Below are 15,189 nucleotides of genomic sequence, written 5' to 3' on the forward strand. Positions count from 1 at the left end.
TCTAGTATAATGAAGGTCGGAATGATAATAGGTGGGGGTTCTGTATGATTCAAACGTTTTTTAAAATCTTTTATTTAATTTTAATTGTAATTGCGATTACACCGAGAATGTGGCGTCTTAAAAAACAAGTAAATACGATGTCACCTCAAGAAAAAGATAATGCTGTGTATAAAACGACAAATTGGTTTGGTAAAAAAATGGTACGTGTTGCTGGTGGGGCAGTAGAAGTAAAAGGGCTTGAAAATGTTCCGAAAGACAAGCCGGTACTAGTTGTAAGTAATCATCAAAGTAATATGGATATTCCTGTTTTACTAGGTTACTTAAATAAACCAATTGGATTCGTTTCAAAGGCAGAGATTAAGAAGTTTCCAGTTGTACCAACTTGGATGGAACTTATGAATTGTGTATTTATGGTTCGTAATGATCGTCGTCAATCTCTTCAAGCGATTAAAGATGGAATTGAACTTTTAAAGAATGGACATTCTATCGTAATTTTCCCTGAAGGAACGAGAAGTAAGGGTGGCGAAATTGGAGAGTTTAAAGCTGGTAGTTTTCACCTAGCAGTAAAATCTGGTGTAGCAATCTTACCTGTAACGTTAGATGGTACATATAAAATGTTTGAAGCGAATGGAAATCGTATGAAACCAGCTCATGCAACAGTAACGATTTCTAAGCCGATTATACCTGAAGAGTATGCGAATATGGATATTAAAGAATTAACGAAGCATACACAGGATGTTATCGCATCACAATTACATAAGTAATAAAAAAGGTTTCAGCTTTCATCAAGCTGAAACCTTTTTTATTACGCTGCAGGTAAGACGTAAAAGAGTACACAGAAGAACATCATTGCACTACCGCCTAAAACGAAGAGGTGCCAAATGGCATGGTTGAAAGGTAGCTTTTCCCAAAGGAAGAAGATTGCCCCGACTGAATATAAAATGCCACCTGCTAAAAGTAGTGAAAAACCATGTCCAGTTAGATTTTCGTAAAGTGGTTTAATAGCAACGATTATGAGCCAGCCCATAATGATGTAACATAAAGTGGATGCTTTTATAAAACGGCGTACAAAGAAAATTTTGAAGACAATACCGCCAATTGCAAGTGTCCATATAATTGCGAGTAACGTCCAACCTAAAGGTCCACGAAGTGTAATGAGTAGAAAAGGAGTATATGTGCCAGCGATTAATAAATAGATGGCTGAGTGATCTAAAATAGTAAATAATTTTTCTACTTTTGGATGGTGAATGCTATGTAGCAACGTTGAAAACAAGTACAGTAAGAACATGCTTACACCATAAACGGTAAATGCAACAACAGCTGATGCGGTACCGTGCTTAGAAGCATGAATAATCAATATGATTAAGGCAGGGATGCTTAAAATGGCACCGATACCATGTGTAATTGCATTTGCAATTTCTTCTTTTACAAATTGGGTCATTCGTGTCATTTTTTCAGTCATAATGCAAATCCTTTCTACTATCATGAAATAATATGTCATTTCCCTTACCATATCATACACAAGAGCAATAGAAAATGAAATTTGTATAATTGATTATATTTTTGAATTTTTTTGACAAAAGACGATGGATTTGTTGACGTTTTCAAACTTTTTTGACAAAATAAAATTATGCAATAGTAGGACAAGAAATCTACTAATAAAGGGGATGGGGAAATGTTTTCAAATATTGGCTTTCCAGGGTTAATTTTAATCTTAGTAGCTGTACTAATATTATTTGGGCCTAAAAAATTGCCGGAAATCGGAAAGGCTTTAGGGGAAACGTTAAAAGAATTCAAAAAATCAACGAAAGAATTGACTGATGACGCATTTCAAGAGAAGGAAAAGAAAGAAAAAATGTAATGGATTTTCCTCGTAATGGATAAGTAAAGTGTGGTGAACGAGATGGAAGATCGGGAAATGAGTGTAGTAGAACATATCGTTGAGCTTCGCAAACGAGTAATTTATACAGTGTTATCCTTTGTATTATTTTTAATTATTGGATTTACTTTTACGAAGGATATTTATTTTTGGCTTGTAAAAGATTTACCAATGAAATTAACTGTTCTCGGTCCAAGTGATGTATTGTGGATTTTTTTCTCGATTGCTACAGTATTTGCTATCGTTTGTACAATTCCTTTTGCTGCTATACAAATTTGGTTATTTGTAAAACCAGGTTTACATCCAAATGAACAAAAGATGACTGTAATGTATATACCGGTATTGTCTATATTATTTATTGCAGGTTTAAGTTTTGGATATTTTATTGTAATGCCGTTTTTATTTCATTTTTTAACTACGATAGGTAATGAAATGTTTAATACGATGTTTACGACAGAAAAGTATTTTCATTTTGTACTTAATTTAACAGTTCCATTTGCTGTGATTTTTGAATTACCTGTAGTGGTAATGTTTTTAACGAGTATTGGCATACTTACGGCGGAGTTTCTAATAAAAATAAGAAGGTATGCTTACGTAGCATTGATTATCATTGCCTCGTGTATATCACCGCCAGATTTTTTATCTCATAGTTTAGTTGCGGTACCGCTTATTTGTATTTATGAAATTAGTATTGCCTTATCAAAGATTGTTAGTAAGCGAAAAAAGAAAAGGGAAGAAGAAATACAGTCGAAAAGTGCCTCGTTATAAAGGCACTTTTTTAATTATTTGTTATACTATGGCTATAAACGTATACAATATAAAGAAGAAAAAAATAATAGAATCTCCAAAATTTAGACAAACTTTGCACCTTTATAAGTTTATACTGAATGTATTAAGCAATTTACGGATAACGAGATTCCCGTCTCACGTGATAATTAGGACGGGGGATGGATTAGGTGGAGATGAATAGAGAATAAATCTACTAACCATAAGGACTAAAGGGATCATCTAAGGATACTTTTGTATTCAAAGGAGTCTCCACTTTAAACAACGTGTTACAGCGTAAAGTAGAGGAAGTTCAAAATCCAATGAAAAAGAGGATTGATATTGTGATTACGAAAAGTTTTTATTTCACTCATTCAACAGGGGATTGTATTAAAATATTCGAAATCCCTGTCCTACAGGCGCAGCATCCATTATCGTTTCTAATTCAGTCTCGTCTTCAATTATTTATTGCAAAAATTCAAAAACAAAAGCACCCAAGATTTTCGTATTCTTTCCGTGAATATTTACAAAAATGTTTGAAGTGGAATGATTATTTAAATGTATATAAAACAAATACCCTTGAAAAAAACGCATAAATTAGAGCAGGACAGAGTCAGGAATACTCTGTCTTTTTATTTTAGGTATAAAAATATAATTAATTTGATGAAATTTCGTTCGAAATTGTTGAAAGCATTAGGAATGCTAGTATAATAACAAGGAGAGCGTATTGGAAAGGGAAGAAGGATAGTATGCAAAAAATTAAAATTGTAACAGATTCAACGGCAGATTTATCACAAGATGTAATCGAGAAGTATGACATTCATGTTCTACCATTATCAATCTCTGTAAATGGACAAACATATTTAGATCGCGTTGATTTACAACCTGATGAGTTTATTGAAGAAATGATTAAATCAGAGGAACTACCAAAAACATCACAACCAGCTATGGGTACATTTGTAGAAATGTATGACAAGCTAGGTGAAGATGGAAGTGAAGTACTTTCTATCCATATGACAAGTGGAATGAGTGGTACTGTTGCGACTGCAAATAGTGCTGCATCGATGACTGATACAAAAGTAACAGTTGTTGATTCACAATTTATTACACATGCTTTAGCATATCAAGTAATAGAAGCTGCAAAAATGGCAAATGAAGGACGCTCACTAGAAGAAATTTTAAAACGTGTAGATGAAGTGAGAAAGAATACTCGTTTATATGTAGTGGTAGATACATTAGAAAACTTAGTGAAGGGTGGACGTATCGGTAAAGGAAAAGCGTTTATCGGTTCGCTACTTAATATAAAGCCAATTGCTAGCCTTGAAGACGGTGTTTATAACCCTGTAACGAAAGTGCGCAGTCAAGGCCAAATTGTAAAAACGTTAGCTAAGTTATTTGAGCAAGATACAGCAGGAAAAGTTGTAAAAGCTGTTGCGATTCCGCATGCAAAAGCAATTCCTTTAGCTGAAAGTATGAAAGCAGCTGTGGAAAAAGTGAGTGGATTTACTCAATCAGAAATTTTCTATACAACGCCTATTATTAGTACTCATACAGGTCCGGGTGCAATTGGATTTATGTATTTAGCAGAGTAATAAAAAAGCTACTTGAAAATATATTTCAAGTAGCTTTTTTATCCCGCATTAACGGACAGTAAGACCCTCACCTCAAAATTCAGCGAAAGCAAAGAAGTTAGGTGTGAGATCAACTGTCCGTAAATGCCCGATTGGTGAAGGCTAATAATCAGTGGGGATGATGAACAACCCCCACTGATTAAAGTTTCACTTTATGTGAATAGAAAGTAAGAAATGAGAAGGGCTATACAGGCGCTCCCGCTAATGATGTAGCGAGTCTGTAAATATTCATTCATAGAAAACACCCTTTATGATTTTCTATATTATATGATGGATATAGAAAATAAGTAGTTACATTACACTTGTAAAGTTTCGATTTTTTCTTGTACTTGTTTTTTATTTGTGTCGCTATTATAAGTAAAAGTTTGGCCTAAAAAGAGTACATGCAGTTGTTCCCACGGTAACATACGCAAATTCCAATTACTTCGAAGTTTTGTTATTGCCTCGCGAGGTGTTTCATCAGCAAGTGCAAAAGCTCCGTAATGCATTGGAATAAAATGTGTCGCGTTTAAATCTAAATAAGCTTGCACTGCTTCTTCAGGGGAAACATGAGATACTTTCATAAACCATTCTGGTTCATAAGCGCCAATTGGCATAAGAGCAATATCAATTAAAAAGCGCTTTCCAATCTCTTTGAAACCCTGGAAATAGCCGCTGTCGCCACAAAAATAAATGGTTTCCAAAGTCGTTTCATTATCAATAATCCATCCACCCCAGTGAGATGTATTCATGTCAAATAAGGATCTTCTCGTCCAGTGCTGAGCAGGTACGAAGTGAAAAGAAACTTCATTAATCGTCGTACTTTCCCACCATTTATATTCTTCTACATGCGTAAATTTCTTACGAGTAAATAATTTTTTTAATCCGATAGGTACAAGATATAGAACATCATCATTTAACTGACGAAGAGTTGAAAAATCTAAATGATCATAATGACCGTGTGAAATAAGGACTATATCAATTTTAGGTAGTTCTTGTATAGTAAGACCTGGTTCAGTAAGCCTCGGAACTAACTTTAATTTATTTGCCCATACTGGATCTGTTAATATATTAAGTCCATTCGTTTGGATAAGAAAAGTAGAATGGCCCACCCATGTGACTGTCGTTTTTTCAACATTGCTTTGCAAAAATGCATTTTGTTTAACAGGTGATTGTTCTACTAAAAAAGAAAAGTCTTTTTTGTTCAGCTTTCGTTCTTTACGCCATCTTAAAAAAGAACGAATTGATTTTTTTGTACTGACATTATCCATATTTTCATAGCGCTTTGCCATGAACATCACCTCATTTAAAATCGTTGTAGTTGTATTGTACCGAAATGTTGTTAAGGAATACAGTGTATAACATGGATTAATGTTTAATTAATTGTTAAAAAATAGGGAGAGGTATTTACAATTTTAACAATGAGCTTTGTTTTGCGAATACGATTTAGATAAATAATAGTGAAAAAACATATTTTGTCTAGTAATTCGCTTGAAATTAAGAAGTATCATACGTAAATTCGTACGATTTCGTGAACAAATGCAGTAAACAATTTTCTCGTAGTGTTAACTTTTGTTATGATGAGCATAACCTATTTAAATTTAGGATAGAGAAAAGAGGTTTATAAATGAAGCGTTATCAAAAACTAATTGGTCTTATGGTTGTATTTTGTCTATTTGTACTCGCTGGATGTAGTGGATCAGGCTCAAAGCTTCGTAAACCATTAAATTGGGATTTAGAAACTTTCCAATTCACAAATCAAGATGGAAAACAATTTGGTACAAAAGATTTAAAAGGGAAAGTATGGGTTGCAGATTTTATGTTCACAAACTGTCAAACAGTTTGTCCGCCAATGACTGCTAATATGGCAAAATTACAGAAGATGGCAAAGGAAGAGAAGTTAGACGTTCAGTTTGTCTCGTTTAGTGTAGATCCAGATCTTGATAAACCAGAAAATCTGAAAGCTTTCATTCAAAAGTTTACAGAAGATACTAGTAATTGGAATTTATTGACGGGTTATTCGTTAGAAGATATTACAAAGTTTTCAAAAGATAATTTCCAATCACTTGTAGATAAGCCAGAGAACGGTCAAGTAATACATGGTACATCATTTTATTTAATTGATCAAAATGGAAAAGTAATGAAAAAGTATAGCGGTATTAGTAATACACCGTACGAAGATATAATACGTGATATGAAGCGATTAGTGGATTAAAAATAAGGGCGCGTAGCACCCTTATTTTTTTACATTAGTCTATAGATAAAATGTCATGCTGTTGTGGAAGTTTCGGTGCACGAATTTCTAACACACCATTTTGATAGGAAGCTTTCGCTGCTTTTTTATTAATAGAATAAGGCAATTTAATCATTCTTGCGGCTTCTGAAATAGACCGTTCTCGGCGATAATAGTTATGAGATGTTTGTTCTTCTGCCTCTTCAAGTATTTCTTCTTTTACAGAGACTTTTAAGTATTCGGTTTGTATTTCAATTTGAATTTGCTCTTTTTGTATACCCGGTAGTTCAGCGGTAACAACGAGTTCTTCATCAACTTCATATAAATCTACAGGGAATGTTAATAAACGATTTCCTTTTTGGAAAAAATGATTCAAATCAGCGATTACATTGCGAAGAGGTGTTTGCTCAAAAAAATCATCAATTTGCTTTAAATAATTGCGAACCGGTGGACGAGAAGAATCTTTTTTTTCTTCACTCATGGTATTCCCTCCTAGAAATCAATTTGCAATATCATATGACAAAAGCGGAGAAAGGTGATTGCCTAATTTTCATGTTTTCATAAAAAAATGTTAAAAATGTGAAATGGAGTGATTTTTTTATAGTTTTTGGTCGCCATATTGAGTTGATTATGCTAGTATAAATAGGGTTGATATAGTAGTATAGAAACAGAATGAAAACCGAAAGAGGGTAAGAAGTATGTGTGGTTTTGTAGGATGTTTATGTGAAAACCCTAGAGAGTTTTCAGAAACAGAAAAACATCAATTTGAAAATATGAACACGATGATTTTCCACCGCGGTCCAGATGACGAAGGATATTTTCGTGATGAACATGTACAATTTGGCTTCCGCCGTTTAAGTATCATTGACTTAGAGGCAGGACATCAGCCGCTAACTTATGAAAATGATCGATATGTAATTATTTTTAATGGTGAAATTTACAATTATGTAGAATTACGCGAAATGTTACTTGAAAAAGGTGCGACTTTCGCAACGCAATCTGATACAGAAGTTATCATTGCATTGTATGCACATATGAAAGAAAAATGTGTAGACTATCTTCGTGGTATGTTTGCATTTATGATTTGGGATCGTGAAGAAAAGAAACTTTTCGGTGCACGTGACCACTTTGGTATTAAACCATTATATATCGCGCAACAAGGTGATACTACATTTTTCGCATCTGAGAAGAAAAGTATTATGCATGTAATGGAAGACAAAGGGGTAAACCCAACGTCACTACAACATTACTTTACGTACCAATATGGTCCAGAACCAGAAACATTAACAATTGATGTTAATAAAATTGAGCCTGGTCATTATTTCGTAAAGGAAATCGGTAAAGAGATGGAAATCCATCGCTACTGGAAGCCTTATTTCAATGCTTCAAGCGCAACGAAAGAAGAGCATATCCAAGCAATTCGTGATGTATTATACGATTCAGTAAAAGTACATATGCGAAGTGATGTACCAGTAGGTTCATTCTTATCTGGTGGTATCGATTCATCTATTATCGCTTCTATCGCAAGAGAAATGAATCCGAACCTTTTAACGTTCTCTGTTGGTTTTGAACAACGTGGTTTCAGTGAAGTTGATGTTGCGAAAGAAACTGCTGAGAAATTAGGCGTTAAAAACCATAACGTATTTATTTCAGCGAAAGAATTTATGGATGAGTTCCCAAAAATTATTTGGCATATGGATGATCCTTTAGCAGATCCAGCAGCTGTACCATTGTACTTCGTTGCAAAAGAAGCACGTAAACATGTAACAGTTGTTCTTTCAGGGGAAGGCGCAGACGAGCTATTTGGTGGTTATAACATTTACCGTGAGCCAAACTCACTAAAAATGTTCTCGTACATTCCTAGCCCAGGTAAGAGTGTTCTAAAAGCATTAAGCGGTGCTCTTAAAGAAGGATTTAAAGGAAAGAGCTTCCTAGAGCGTGGATGTACGCCAATTGAGGAGCGCTACTATGGAAACGCGAAAATCTTCCGTGAAGAAGAGAAAGCGGAATTAATGAAGTTCTACAATGAAAGTGTTAACTATATGGATATCACGAAACCATTGTATAACGAGATTAAAGATTATGATGATGTAAGTAAAATGCAGTACATTGACATGTTCACGTGGTTACGTGGTGACATTTTATTAAAAGCTGATAAAATGACAATGGCAAACTCATTAGAACTTCGTGTACCGTTCTTAGATAAAGAAGTATTCGATGTTGCATCAAAAATTCCAACTGAATTAAAGATTGCTAACGGAACTACGAAAGCTATTTTACGTGAAGCAGCACGCGGAATCGTTCCAGATCACGTGTTAGATCGTAAAAAACTTGGATTCCCGGTACCAATTCGTCACTGGTTAAAAGATGAAATGCATGACTGGGCTATAAATATTATAAACGAAAGTAAAACAGATCATTTAATCGACAAACAGTATGTATTAAACTTACTGGAAGCACATTGTGCAGATAAAGGCGATTATAGCCGTAAAATTTGGACTGTACTTGCGTTTATGGTTTGGCACCAAATTTATGTTGAGCATAAATACGATACGAATAAGTTCCACGAAGAAACAAAACGTGCGTATAGCTTAGTTTAATAAGAAAAACCTTAAGACCGCATATGGTCTTAAGGTTTTTTTTCATAAATAGAACGTATTATTGATACAATAATAGTAAAAGGATGGACAACATATGATTGCGTTTGAAAAAGTAACAGTAGAAAATGAAAGCGTTGTTAAAGAAATGTTCCGCTCGCATAATGTAAGTGAGAAACAGGTGCAGTATTGCGTAAAAGTTGATGATACATATATTGGTGTAATAGATTACAGTGTTCAAGAAGAGAGTGTAGTTTTATCTCAATTAATAATTCATTTTGATTATCAAAGTTACGGATATGGAACAAATACGTATTTTACATTTGAAGAGATGATGAAACAAAGAGGTGTGAAAGAGATAAAAGTGTTACAAAAGGAATTAACAGAACAAGCAAAAACTTTCATAGAGAGCTTTGGCTTTAATGAAGAAGATGGAACATACGTGAAGAAAATATAACGATGATTAGTAATGTGCTAAAATAAATATAAGGCAGGTGGATACATGATAATGACTTCTGGTCTTGTATTAATTGGAGGATGTTTTATTTTGGCAGAACTAAGCCATAAGTTCATTCGGAAAAGAGCTAGTAAGAAAAGAAAGCCGTACGAATTACAATATGTACCTGTGTTTTTTATTTTGTTTTGCATGCTTGTTACAGTACAAAATATTACTAATTTCCCGCCACTTTTGAACATTTTTTTAAAGTTCGGTTTGTTATACAGCGGTGTTGGAATGGGTCTTTTATTTATTTTATTTTGCATACGTTATATTCACTATCAATCGTATATATTTATTTTAAATTGGTTAAAGCAAGATGATAGAAACCGCCTTACATAAGGTGGTTTTTTATTTGTAATTGTAACGGAACTTGTACATTTTACATAAAATAGGACGAGTAGCAATGTAAACCTATTACACGAAAGAAAGGAACGAGACAGTGATATGAAACTTGTAATAGACGCAGGTCACGGTGGATATGATTCTGGTGCTGTTGGTAATGGTTTAGTAGAAAAAAACTTAACACTTCAAATAGCGAGACGTGTGCGAGACATTCTATCTGCAAACTACCCAATTACTATTAAAATGACACGTGATAGTGATGTATTTATCTCTTTATCAGAACGTGCTAATATCGCTAATTCTTTTGGAGCAGATTACTTTATCTCATTTCATATAAATAGTGGCGGTGGAACTGGATTTGAAAGTTATATTTATAATGGGTTATCTAACAGTAGCTCCGCATATGCAAAGCAACAAAAAATTCATGCAGCAGTCAATCCTGTATTAACAAAATACGGCCTTCGTGACCGAGGGGCAAAAAAAGCAAATTATGCAGTACTAAGAGAGACTGCAATGGATGCAATTTTAACTGAGACTGCTTTTATTGATACAACGTTTGATGCAAATTTATTGAAAAATCCACAATTTATTGAAGATCTATGTCAAGCATATGCAAACGGAATAGCAGCTATTTTTGGAGTAGCTCCGAATCCGAATCCTCCAAATCCACAACCTCCAAACCCTCAGCCAACACCACAAACGAAGGGAGTTGCTTATATACTTGGGAAAAATGTAAATTTAAGAAGTGGCCCATCAACATCTTCTTCAGTAATTCGCCAATTAAACTCTCCAGAATCGTATGTCGTATATCAAGAAAGTAATGGATGGTTAGACTTAGGTAACGGACAGTGGGTGTATTATGACCCGTCTTACATTAATTTTGTAAAGACGAGCAATAGTGATGGTAGCGCAATCGGTGTCGCATATATACAAGGAACGAATGTGAATTTAAGAAGTGGTCCATCAACATCTTCTTCAGTAATTCGTAAATTAAATAAACCAGAATCTTATTTAGTATTTATTAATCAAAACAGTTGGTTGAACCTTGGTGGAAATCAGTGGGTGTATAATGATCCATCATATATTAAATATAATCAATATTAGGAAATAAATTTATAATGTAATATGAATGCGTATCTATATATAACATAGATACGCATTTTAAGAACGGCCATTATTTACATACTTATACAGAAAGTTTCAAAAAGAAACATTTGAATAACGGATAGAATCTAAATAGTATATATTAAAAAAGTTCTCTGATATACATTGACAATGTATGTAATATACATTAACCTTTAGTTGTTAATGATAATCGATTTCATCTAGGGAGGACATATGTTACATACTAAAAAAATGTTTATGTTCTGCATTATGATACTTATGGTTATAATCGCAGGGTGTAGTAAAGAAGAAAAAAAAGAAAATGATCCATCAGCTAAAGCGAAAGATTCTTATACTGTAAAGCATGCAATGGGGGAAACAACAGTAAATGGTACACCTAAAAAAGTTGTTGTTTTAACAAATGAAGGTGCAGAGGCTCTTCTAGCTGTGGGAGTAACGCCAGTTGGAACTACGAAACCGCGTGCGGGTGATGAATGGTACCCTCATTTAGCGAAAGAGTTAAAAGATACGAAAGTTGTAGGAACTGAGCGTGATATTAATTTAGAGGCAGTAATGAAGCTTAAGCCGGATTTAATTATCGGGAATAAAATGCGTCATGAAAAAATATATGAACAATTGAAAGAAATCGCGCCAACTGTATACGCTGAAACATTGCGTGGAGATTGGAAGGAAAACTTTACGCTCTATACAAAGGCTGTAAATAAAGAAAAAGAAGGTCAAAAGGCAATTGAAGATTATAAAAAGCGTATTGAAGGAATGAAAGAGAAGCTAGGAGATAAATTAAGCTCTAAAGTTTCTATTATTCGCTTCGTTCCAGGTGATGTTCGTATATATCAAAAGAACTCATTCTCAGGTGTTGTTTTAAACGATATTGGATTTAAACGACCACCATTACAAGATAAAGATGAATTTGCGATAAAAGGAATTACAAAAGAACAAATTCCAAATATGGACGGGGACTACTTATTCTATTTCACATCTGATAAAGATGGCGATAAGAAGAATGAAGGAAACACGTTAGCAAAAGAATGGACAGAAGACCCACTCTTTAAGCAGCTACAAGCCTCTAAAAATAATAAAGTATTCCAAGTAGATGAAGTAATTTGGAATACAGCAGGCGGTATTAAAGCAGCAAACCTAATGCTAGATGATATTGAAAAATATTTTCTGAAATAAAGTTGAACCAATCAGGCAATTACGGGCCGTTATCTCCCACCTAACCTTGAGGTGGGAGTTTTACTGCCCGTCAATAGCGGGATAAATGAATGGCTGAGTGCATCACTTTAAATAGGTGATGCATTTTTTATTTATATAAATACAGAAAATTCCTTTTTTTCAGTCGTTTTAAGTTGTACAATAAAATCAATCACGTAATAAAGGAGTGGGAAGGAATGAAAGCTACTCATAAAGATTGGATTTTGTTTAATGGGAGAATTGTAAATACGAAGGAAGAACAGCCGATGGTTGCATTAGAAGAGCGAGGTTTTCAATTTGGTGATGGTATATATGAGGTATTCAGACTATACGATGGGAAGCCACATTTATTAGATTTACATTTGGAGCGTTTTTTTAAATCAATGGAAGAAATTAAACTCATTGCACCATTTACAAAGGAAGAGTTAGTAGAAGAGCTACATCAAATGATTGAAAAAAATCAATTTCAAGAAGATGGTAATGTATATTTACAAATATCAAGAGGTGCTCAAGCAAGAAACCATGTATATAAAAAAGACCTTCAACCAACGTATTTTGCAAATATTGTTTCGTTCCCAAGACCAGTCGCTACGATGGAAGTCGGTATAAAAGTAACGGTAGAGGAGGATATAAGATGGAAATTTTGTCATATAAAATCATTAAATCTACTTCCTAATATCATGATTAAAAATAAAATAAATGAACAAGGATATCAAGAAGCGATTTTAGTGCGAGATGGAGTTGTAACAGAGGGATGTCATTCTAATTTTTTCATAGTAAAAAATGATAAACTGATTACACATCCAGCTGATCACTTTATTTTGCATGGTATTACTCGCCATTATGTTATAACATTAGCGAAAGAGTTACATATCGAAGTAGAAGAACGAGAATTTTCATTACAAGAGGTATATGAGGCGGATGAGTGCTTTTTTACAGCGACACCACTCGAAATATTCCCGGTTGTTCAAATTGGCGATGAACAGTTTGCTAGCGGCGAAAGAGGACCAATTACGAAAAAACTACAATCTGCATATGAAGAAAGTATTAGTTTGTTTAAAGTGACAAATTAATAATGAAGAAAAAAGCTGGTATTCCCCCAGCTTTTTTTCGTGATATAATTCAAACATAGGACAGGTTTTGAAAACGCTGTAAAAGGGGATTTAATGTATGAATTATGAAGCTTTTAAAGAGGTAATCCACGGAAGAAGAAGTGTTAGAAAGTTTACAGAACAAGAAGTATCTACTAGTGATATAAAAGAAATTATTGATTGCGCTCGTTATGCACCGAGTGATACGAACTCGCAAACGTGGGAGTTCTTAGTCATTATGAATCGAGAGAAAATTAAAGAAATTGAACAAATGACTTGGGATGCATTACATAAACTTGCGGCAAAAGCAGCAGAAAATGGAGAAGAGAAAGCAGGGAAATTACTTACACGTTCTTTCGGGCCATATGCAACAGCTTTCTCTGAGGCACCAGTATTAATCGTATGTTTGGCAACACCTTATGAATCAAAGTTTCGTGAAAAGATATTTGATCCAATTGTCTTCGTTCCGGATGCAGTGTGGGAAGAGGAAGGAATTAAGAGTAGCTGTTTAGCGGCACAAAACTTAATGCTGGCTGCACATGCGAAGGGTCTTGGTACGTGTCCAATGACAGGGCCTGTATTGTTAGCTCAAAAAGAACTAAGACAATATTTCCAAATTGAGACCGAAAAACAAATAAATATGGTTATTTCACTCGGTTATCCGAAAGATAAACCGAAGAAACTTCCAAGAAAAGAAGTAGATGAGATTACAACGTTTATTTTTTAATCACCATATAGAAAAGACATTGAAATAACAATGTCTTTTTATTTTGGATAGGTATGTTATTAATTTGTTGGGCTAAAATGATAAATAAGATAAAATTACTATTTATTTCATTAAAAAAATTAATGTTCTATTAAGGAAAGTATGGTACAGTAATCGTGAGCAAGCTACTAGTATTTGTTCATGAAAGTGTTAAAAATAGTTTTAAAATTACAAAGTTATTTTTGTATAATAAATTATAATGAAATTACAGGGGGGATGAATTTTGAAGAAATTCATAATCGCTGGATTGTCTGTATTGTTATTAGTAGGCTGTGGTGCTCCAAAGGAAAAAGAGGATGCACAGTCAAATCAGGAAGAACAAGTTGTAAATGCGAGTGAGGAGAGTATGGTTGTATTTCCTGAAGGGGCAGTACCAATTGGAGAAGGGATAGTAAAAGTCATTACACCAGATGGTACTTCTGAAAACGGCAATACACCGACTGTATTTATCAAAAAAGATACTTTAATTCAGCAAGTTGAATTAGAACTTTCTAATTTTCAAAACGATAAAGAAACATTCGTATTTGTAGATCAAATATTTGCTGATAAACATCAAGTAACTAGTACAACACAGACAACAGTACAATTAAAAGAAAAGACACTTGAGACAGGTAGTCATACGATTACTGCAGCTCAGTTTGAAAATAATGACCCAAAAGGAAAAGTCATTAGCTTTAATCAAGCGACGTTTGAAACGAAGCCAGCATCTTAATTATGGATAAAAAGTACATTACTTAAAGTAGTAGTGTACTTTTTAATTTGGATATAAATGGGTTGTTGAGAATAATTTGTTTCACTTTCTAGTACGTATGAATAGTAAGAAATTACTCTTTACTACTAAGAAAGAGAAAGAGGTTGAAGGTGTGTAGTGATTTGTTCGTATCATCTTGCTTAGTATGATAATTTCGATAATCTGGTTTACTTTACACGAGGTGGTTGAAGTTACGCTCAATTATCAAATCCATGACATGCTAATAGGAACAGTATGTTTTGTCATAGTATATCTGTTTTATGATAAACTTAGATTAAGTTAAGTTTTGCAAGAAAAATGTAGGTATTTCATTTGAAATGTCGAATAGTACATACGA

General features: G+C 33.9%; 17 protein-coding genes. 14 read left to right on the plus strand and 3 right to left on the minus strand.

Annotated features, from left to right (window positions below):
• Window positions 1-44: 44 nt before the first annotated feature.
• Entirely contained in the window at window positions 45-764 is a 720-nt protein-coding gene (locus JDS81_RS12500; protein WP_097953479.1) for a lysophospholipid acyltransferase family protein, read from the plus strand.
• Between the two features lie 41 nt (window positions 765-805).
• Here JDS81_RS12500 and trhA read toward each other — a convergent pair whose 3' ends face one another.
• Entirely contained in the window at window positions 806-1,462 is a 657-nt protein-coding gene (gene trhA / locus JDS81_RS12505) for a PAQR family membrane homeostasis protein TrhA (protein ID WP_087971298.1), read from the minus strand.
• Window positions 1,463-1,675: 213 nt separating this feature from the next.
• Between trhA and JDS81_RS12510 the strand changes: the two genes are divergently transcribed.
• The 4 genes from JDS81_RS12510 (at window position 1,676) to JDS81_RS12525 (ending at window position 4,236) form a co-directional block, all read left to right on the plus strand.
• Complete coding sequence (locus JDS81_RS12510) at window positions 1,676-1,861, plus strand: twin-arginine translocase TatA/TatE family subunit (RefSeq protein ID WP_000492443.1); 186 nt, start codon at window positions 1,676-1,678, stop codon at window positions 1,859-1,861.
• A 42-nt stretch (window positions 1,862-1,903) separates the two neighbouring features.
• Window positions 1,904-2,647 carry a twin-arginine translocase subunit TatC gene (tatC, locus tag JDS81_RS12515; RefSeq protein ID WP_000390131.1) on the plus strand — a complete coding sequence of 248 codons (744 nt, stop codon included), beginning with the start codon at window positions 1,904-1,906 and terminating at the stop codon, window positions 2,645-2,647.
• A 341-nt stretch (window positions 2,648-2,988) separates the two neighbouring features.
• A complete protein-coding gene (locus JDS81_RS12520; protein ID WP_000629011.1) occupies window positions 2,989-3,240 on the plus strand; it encodes a DUF2535 family protein in 252 nt (83 codons plus the stop codon).
• 153 nt (window positions 3,241-3,393) lie between these two features.
• Entirely contained in the window at window positions 3,394-4,236 is an 843-nt protein-coding gene (locus tag JDS81_RS12525; protein WP_001169475.1) for a DegV family protein, read from the plus strand.
• Between the two features lie 335 nt (window positions 4,237-4,571).
• On the opposite strand, the gene JDS81_RS12530 is transcribed toward JDS81_RS12525, so the two are convergent.
• The gene (locus JDS81_RS12530; RefSeq protein ID WP_001129623.1) at window positions 4,572-5,546 is read right to left on the minus strand and encodes an MBL fold metallo-hydrolase; all 975 of its coding nucleotides are present in this window, start codon (window positions 5,544-5,546) and stop codon (window positions 4,572-4,574) included.
• Between the two features lie 335 nt (window positions 5,547-5,881).
• On the opposite strand from JDS81_RS12530, the gene JDS81_RS12535 reads away from it, so the two are divergent.
• A complete protein-coding gene (locus tag JDS81_RS12535) occupies window positions 5,882-6,469 on the plus strand; it encodes an SCO family protein (protein ID WP_000833349.1) in 588 nt (195 codons plus the stop codon).
• 34 nt (window positions 6,470-6,503) lie between these two features.
• On the opposite strand, the gene JDS81_RS12540 is transcribed toward JDS81_RS12535, so the two are convergent.
• Window positions 6,504-6,968, minus strand: coding sequence for an Hsp20/alpha crystallin family protein (locus tag JDS81_RS12540; RefSeq protein ID WP_001288081.1), 465 nt, complete (start codon window positions 6,966-6,968; stop codon window positions 6,504-6,506).
• Window positions 6,969-7,185: 217 nt separating this feature from the next.
• Between JDS81_RS12540 and asnB the strand changes: the two genes are divergently transcribed.
• The 8 genes from asnB (at window position 7,186) to JDS81_RS12580 (ending at window position 14,813) form a co-directional block, all read left to right on the plus strand.
• The gene (gene asnB / locus JDS81_RS12545; protein ID WP_000333815.1) at window positions 7,186-9,087 is read left to right on the plus strand and encodes an asparagine synthase (glutamine-hydrolyzing); all 1,902 of its coding nucleotides are present in this window, start codon (window positions 7,186-7,188) and stop codon (window positions 9,085-9,087) included.
• Window positions 9,088-9,181: 94 nt separating this feature from the next.
• Window positions 9,182-9,541 (plus strand): GNAT family N-acetyltransferase, encoded by a 360-nt coding sequence (locus tag JDS81_RS12550; RefSeq protein WP_000559960.1) that lies wholly within the window; start codon window positions 9,182-9,184, stop codon window positions 9,539-9,541.
• Window positions 9,542-9,592: 51 nt separating this feature from the next.
• Window positions 9,593-9,922 (plus strand): hypothetical protein, encoded by a 330-nt coding sequence (locus tag JDS81_RS12555; protein WP_000200454.1) that lies wholly within the window; start codon window positions 9,593-9,595, stop codon window positions 9,920-9,922.
• A gap of 105 nt (window positions 9,923-10,027) precedes the next feature.
• Window positions 10,028-11,029: an N-acetylmuramoyl-L-alanine amidase gene (locus tag JDS81_RS12560; protein WP_000779879.1), complete on the plus strand. Its 1,002-nt coding sequence runs from the start codon at window positions 10,028-10,030 to the stop codon at window positions 11,027-11,029.
• A 234-nt stretch (window positions 11,030-11,263) separates the two neighbouring features.
• Window positions 11,264-12,226 (plus strand): ABC transporter substrate-binding protein, encoded by a 963-nt coding sequence (locus JDS81_RS12565; protein ID WP_000903334.1) that lies wholly within the window; start codon window positions 11,264-11,266, stop codon window positions 12,224-12,226.
• 215 nt (window positions 12,227-12,441) lie between these two features.
• Complete coding sequence (gene dat / locus JDS81_RS12570) at window positions 12,442-13,317, plus strand: D-amino-acid transaminase (RefSeq protein WP_097953478.1); 876 nt, start codon at window positions 12,442-12,444, stop codon at window positions 13,315-13,317.
• Between the two features lie 97 nt (window positions 13,318-13,414).
• Window positions 13,415-14,062: a nitroreductase family protein gene (locus JDS81_RS12575; protein ID WP_097953477.1), complete on the plus strand. Its 648-nt coding sequence runs from the start codon at window positions 13,415-13,417 to the stop codon at window positions 14,060-14,062.
• A 262-nt stretch (window positions 14,063-14,324) separates the two neighbouring features.
• A complete protein-coding gene (locus JDS81_RS12580; protein WP_000713449.1) occupies window positions 14,325-14,813 on the plus strand; it encodes a putative periplasmic lipoprotein in 489 nt (162 codons plus the stop codon).
• Window positions 14,814-15,189 lie beyond the last annotated feature (376 nt).

The sequence above is a fragment of the Bacillus cereus group sp. N31 genome (assembly GCF_016483245.1).
GTDB lineage: Bacteria > Bacillota > Bacilli > Bacillales > Bacillaceae_G > Bacillus_A > Bacillus_A toyonensis.